Here is a 5075-nt window from a genome sequence, read left to right as displayed (position 1 = left end):
GCGCGCCCGCCGGACCATCCCTGGCACCCGCGCTGGCCCCGGCCCGTCCGGCTGCTGCGCCATCCCGAGCCGATCGACCATGTGCTGGCCGAGCTGCCCGACCAGCCGCCCCGGCGCTTCACCTGGCGCGGCGTCTCCCATCGCATCGTGCGGGCCGAAGGTCCCGAACGCATCGGCGGCGAATGGTGGCGCCGCGCCGCCGAGCGCGCGGCGGTGCGCGACTATTACCGTGTGGAGGACGAGGCGGGCGACCGCTTCTGGCTATACCGCCGCGGCGACGGCGTCCGCGTGGAAACCGGCGACCTGCGCTGGTTCCTGCACGGGCTGGGAGGCGCGCGCTAGTGCCGGGCGTCGATCACCTGGACGTGGCCGGCGGCGGCATAGTCGAGAATCTTGCCATCTGCTGTAAGTACCGGGCAGTTGATGGATCGAGCGGTAGCGATGATGAGGCGATCGGCTGGATCGCCGTGAATGTTCCCCGGCAACATTCCTGCATCAGCGCCGATTTCCGCTGTCAGATCAGCGACGACAAAGCCTGGTTCCAGGAGCACGCGATTCCACCAGGCTACCACCGGTCTACCCAGCGTCAGCCGACCCTTGTCAACGAGCATCGCCAGCTCCCAAAAGCTGATCGGCGCGATCAGCACTCCATCGTCTTCGAGTTCGGCTACGATCAGCGACTGTGCTCGCGAACCGAGGTCCGGCCCTCCCTCAACCATCCACACCAGTGCATGCGTATCGATGACGATCACGGACGATATAGTTCGGGCGGGTTGTTCACCTCCCACTCCGCCATGTCGGACACGGGGGTGAACGGATCGACGAAGCGGTATTGGTTGCTCTTGAGCATGCCGAATACATTCGTGCGGGGTGGTCGGGACGCGGGCTCTGCCGCCTTTACCACCGCCACCGGCTTGCCGCGCACCGTCACCGTGATCGGCTCGCCGCCCTGCTCCACCTCGCGCAGCAGCCGGGTACAGTTCGCCTTGAACTCGGCCATGCCGACCATCTTGCCCATCGCGCGCCTCCATCCAGACCAGATGATATAGTCATTTCGCACGCGTCCCGCCAATGACCTATGTCGAACTCCAGGCCGCCACGCATTTCTGCTTCCTGCGCGGCGCGTCCTCGCCCGAGGAGCTGTTCGCGACGGCATGCGAGATGGGCATGCCCGCGCTGGGCATCACCGATCGCAACTCGGTCGCGGGGCTGGTCCGCGCGCTCTACGCCTGCGACGAGATCAGGAAGGACAAGGGCATCGCGATCCGCCCGGTCGTCGGCTGCCGGCTCGACCTGGTCAGCGGCGCCTCCCTGCTCGTCTGGCCCGAGCATCTCGCCGGCTGGACCGGCCTCACCAACCTGCTGACGCGCGGCAACATGCGCGCCGATCCCCGCAAGGGCGAGAAGGGCCGCTGCTTCCTGCATTGGGAGGACGTGGCCGACGCCGCGCCCGGCCTGGTCGCGTCGCTCGTCCCCGGCCCGGACGGGACGGACGAGGACGGCTTGCGCTGGATGGCCGACCTGTTCGGGACCGGTCGGGGCCATCTCTGCCTGACGCATCACCGCCGCCCGGATGACCGCGCGCGGTTGTACCGGCTGGACGAGGCCGCGCGCCGCTTTGGCCTGACCCCGCTCGCGACCGGCGACGTGCTGTATCACCATCCCGACCGCCGCCGCCTGCAGGACGTCGTCACCGCCATCCGCGAGAAGCGCACGGTGGACGAGCTGGGCCTGCGCCGCGAGCGCTCCGCCGACCGCTGCCTGCAACCGCCCGCCGAGATGGCGCGCCGCTTCGCCGCGCATCCGCGCGCGCTCGCCGCGACGCAGGCGATCGTCGAACGCTGCACCTTCTCGCTGCGCGAGTTGCGCTACCAATATCCCGAGGAGATCGTCATCACCGGCAAGACGCCCCAGGCGGCGCTCGAGTCCCTGGCCCGCAACGCAATGGAGGATTTGCTGCGGCAGCCGGTTGCTGATCGCGCACCCGACCAGCGGTATCGCGACCTGCTTGAGTATGAGCTGCGCCTCGTCGCGCAGATGGAGTACGCGCCGTATTTCCTGACCGTGAACTCGATCGTCGCCTATGCGCGCAGCCAGGACATCCTGTGCCAAGGGCGCGGCAGCGCCGCCAATTCGATGATATGCTATGTGCTGGGCATCACCTCGATCGATCCGATCGAGCACGAGCTATTATTCGAGCGGTTCATCTCGCCCGACCGCCGCGAGCCGCCCGATATCGACATCGATTTCGAGCACGAGCGGCGCGAGCAGGTGATCCAGTGGATCTACCAGACCTATGGCCACGATCATGCCGCGCTGACCGCCGTGGTCAGCCGCTTCCGCGCGCGCGGCGCGGTGCGCGAGGTCGGCAAGGCGCTGGGCCTGCCCGAGGATCTGACGGCGGCGCTGGCGGGCCAGGTCTGGGGCTGGTCGGAGGAGGGCGTGGCGGACCGGCACGTCGACGCGCTCCACCTCGATCGCGGCGATCCGCGCCTCGCCCTGACGCTGGAGCTGTCGCGCGAGCTGATCGGCACACCCCGCCACCTGTCGCAGCACCCCGGCGGCTTCGTCCTCACCCGCGATCCGCTCCACGATCTCGTCCCCGTCCAGCCCGCCGCGATGGAGAGCCGCTGGGTGGTGGAATGGGAAAAGGAGGACATCGAGGAGCTGGGCCTGATGAAGGTCGACATCCTGGGGCTCGGCATGCTCGGCTGCATGCGCAGGGCGTTCGACCTGCTCGCCGCGCACAAGGGGCTGAAGCTGACCCTGTCCTCGCCCGAGTTGCAGACCGACGACGACGCGACCTTCGCGATGATCCAGCGGGCGGACACGCTCGGCGTCTTCCAGATCGAGTCCCGGGCACAGATGGCGATGCTGCCGCGCATGTTGCCGGCCACTTTCTACGACATCGCCATCCAGGTCGCGATCGTCCGGCCCGGCCCGATCCAGGGCGACATGGTCCACCCGTATCTGAAGCGCCGCGAGCAGCTGCGCGCCGATCCCGCGATCGAATTCGATTACCCCAGCCCGGCGTTGAAGGCCGTGCTGGGCAAGACGCTGGGCGTGCCGCTGTTCCAGGAACAGGCGATGAAGGTCGCGATCGAGGGCGCGGGCTTCACGCCGGCGCGCGCCGACGAGCTGCGCAAGGCGATGGCGACGTTCAAATACACGCAGGGCGTCGGCCAGTTCAAGGCCGAGCTGATCGCCGGCATGGCCGCCAAGGGCATCAGCCCCGATTTCGCCGAGCGGCTGGTCAAGCAGATCGAGGGCTTCGGCTCCTATGGCTTTCCCGAAAGCCACGCGGCGAGCTTCGCCAAGATCGCCTACGCCTCGTCCTGGATGAAATGCCATCACCCCGACGTGTTCGCCTGCGCGCTGCTCAACGCGCAACCGATGGGCTTCTACGCGCCCGCGCAGATCGTCCGGGACGCGCGCGAGCATGAGGTGGAGATCCTGCCCGTGTGCGTGCTGGAGAGCGACTGGGACACGCGGCTGGTGGAAAGGGGCGAGAGGGGTCCCCGCTTGCGCGGGGATGACGACCTTCCCCTCCGGCTGGGCCTGCGCGTCGTTCATGGCGTTTCGGGCAAGGACGCCGCCAAGATCCTCGACGCCCGCGCCGCCGCTCCCTTCGCCTCGATCGAGGACCTGTGGCGCCGCTCGGGCGTGCCGCTTTCATGCCTGGAGAAGCTCGCCAAGGCCGACGCCTTTGCCGGGATGGGGCTCGACCGGCGTCAGGCGCTATGGACGATCCGGGGGCTGGGCGAGACGCCGCTGCCGTTGCTCGACCTCGCCGAGCGCCGCGAGCAGCCGGTCGCGCTCACCCCGCTCACCGCCGGGCGCGAGGTGGTGGAGGATTATCGCGCCACCCAGCTGACGCTGCGCCAGCATCCGCTGTTCTTCCTGCGGGACGAGCTGTCGCGGCAGCGGGTGATCACCTGCGACACGCTCGGGGCCACGCGCGATGGTCGCCGCGTCGAGGTCGCGGGCATCATCCTCGTGCGGCAGAAGCCCGGCAGCGCCAAGGGCGTGCTGTTCATCACGATCGAGGACGAGACGGGCGTCGCCAACATCATCCTGTGGCCCGACCGGTTCGAGGCGCAGCGCACCATCGTCATGTCGTCGGCGATGATCTCCGTCACCGGAGTCGTGCAGCGCGAGGGGAAGGTCATCCACGTCATCGCCGATCGCATCCATGACCGCACCGCGATGCTCCGCGCCGTGGGCGAAATCGACCTGCCGCGCCTGACCTCGCGCGGCGACGGCGCCACCCACGCCGGCGCCCCCGATCGCGGCGACCCCGGCTGGAAGCCACGCGCACGTTCCGACTACCATCCACCGTTCCGCAACGGCTGCGATCCGGAGGACGTGATCCCGATCAAGAGCCACGACTTCCATTGAGCGCCTGTCCTGCCCACGCGTTACCTTCCGTTCGTCCCGAGCGAAGTCGAGGGACTGATCCAGACGGTGCCTCGACTGCGCTCGGCACGAACGGCATGGTCGGGCCATCCGGTCGACGCGGCGGCTCAGCGCCTCGCCAGCGCCGTGTCGAGCGCCTGGAGGAACCGCGACCGATCGGTCTTGCCGAACGGCGCCGGCCCGCCGAGCTGGTCGCCGCCGGCCCGCAGGTCGGCCATGATCGCGCGCGTCGCGATCGCGGCGCCGATCGAGGCGAGCGTGAACGGCTTGCCCGTCGGCGCCAGCACCGTGGCGCCGGCCTTAAGGCAGCGGTCGGCGAGCAGGATGTCGGCGGTCACCACCACCGCATCGGACCCGGCGCGATCGGCGATCCAGTCGTCGGCGGCATCGAACGCGTCGCCCACCACCACGCGCTCGACCAGCGGGTGATCGGGCACGCGCAGCCGGCTGTTGGCGACGATCGCCACCGGCACCGCGCGGCGCCAAGCGACGCGGTACACCTCCTCCTTGACCGGGCAGGCGTCCGCGTCGACCAGCACCCTCACCCCAATACCTTCACCGACGCGCGGACGCCTGACGGCGCGGCAGGGCCGGCGGTTCGCCCGGCGCGCGCTCGATCCGCACGCCCGTCTCGTCGGTGGCGCCCGCCCGGCCAGTGC

5 protein-coding genes are annotated in these 5075 nt (G+C 69.4%); 2 read left to right on the top strand and 3 right to left on the bottom strand.

The genetic code is table 11. The annotated features are described in order from the left end of the window. Nucleotides 1–342 (top strand): DUF6504 family protein (locus HUU95_RS07990; protein ID WP_368039805.1); only part of this gene is annotated, 342 nt, incomplete at its 5' end. Here the strand turns inward: HUU95_RS07990 and HUU95_RS07985 are convergent. Both HUU95_RS07985 and HUU95_RS07980 read right to left on the bottom strand, forming a co-directional pair. Then, nucleotides 339–752 (bottom strand): type II toxin-antitoxin system VapC family toxin, encoded by a 414-nt coding sequence (locus HUU95_RS07985; protein ID WP_174279634.1) that lies wholly within the window; start codon nt 750–752, stop codon nt 339–341. The two genes, HUU95_RS07990 and HUU95_RS07985, sit on opposite strands and share 4 nt — an antisense overlap. Beyond that, nucleotides 749–1018, bottom strand: a complete 270-nt coding sequence (locus tag HUU95_RS07980; protein WP_174279633.1) for a type II toxin-antitoxin system Phd/YefM family antitoxin — start codon at nt 1016–1018, stop codon at nt 749–751. Before HUU95_RS07980 ends, HUU95_RS07985 begins: the two co-directional genes overlap by 4 nt. Before the next feature lie 53 nt (nt 1019–1071). On the opposite strand from HUU95_RS07980, the gene HUU95_RS07975 reads away from it, so the two are divergent. Further along, on the top strand, nt 1072–4398 hold the full coding sequence (locus tag HUU95_RS07975) for an error-prone DNA polymerase (protein WP_174279632.1): 3327 nt from the start codon (nt 1072–1074) through the stop codon (nt 4396–4398). A 125-nt stretch (nt 4399–4523) separates the two neighbouring features. Here HUU95_RS07975 and HUU95_RS07970 read toward each other — a convergent pair whose 3' ends face one another. Further along, nucleotides 4524–4961 (bottom strand): YaiI/YqxD family protein, encoded by a 438-nt coding sequence (locus HUU95_RS07970; RefSeq protein ID WP_174279631.1) that lies wholly within the window; start codon nt 4959–4961, stop codon nt 4524–4526. Nucleotides 4962–5075: the final 114 nt, after the last annotated feature.

The sequence above is a fragment of the Sphingomonas bacterium genome (assembly GCF_903643065.1).
Taxonomy (GTDB): Bacteria; Pseudomonadota; Alphaproteobacteria; order Sphingomonadales; family Sphingomonadaceae; genus Sphingomonas.
This window is presented reverse-complemented; position numbering and strand designations above follow the sequence as displayed.

What these genes read in the sequence shown, in the direction of transcription:
- HUU95_RS07980 (WP_174279633.1), bottom strand. Translation starts at nt 1,018, where the DNA reads ATGGGCAAGATGGTCGGCATGGCCGAGTTCAAGGCGAACTGTACCCGG.
- HUU95_RS07975 (WP_174279632.1), top strand. Translation starts at nt 1,072, where the DNA reads ATGACCTATGTCGAACTCCAGGCCGCCACGCATTTCTGCTTCCTGCGC.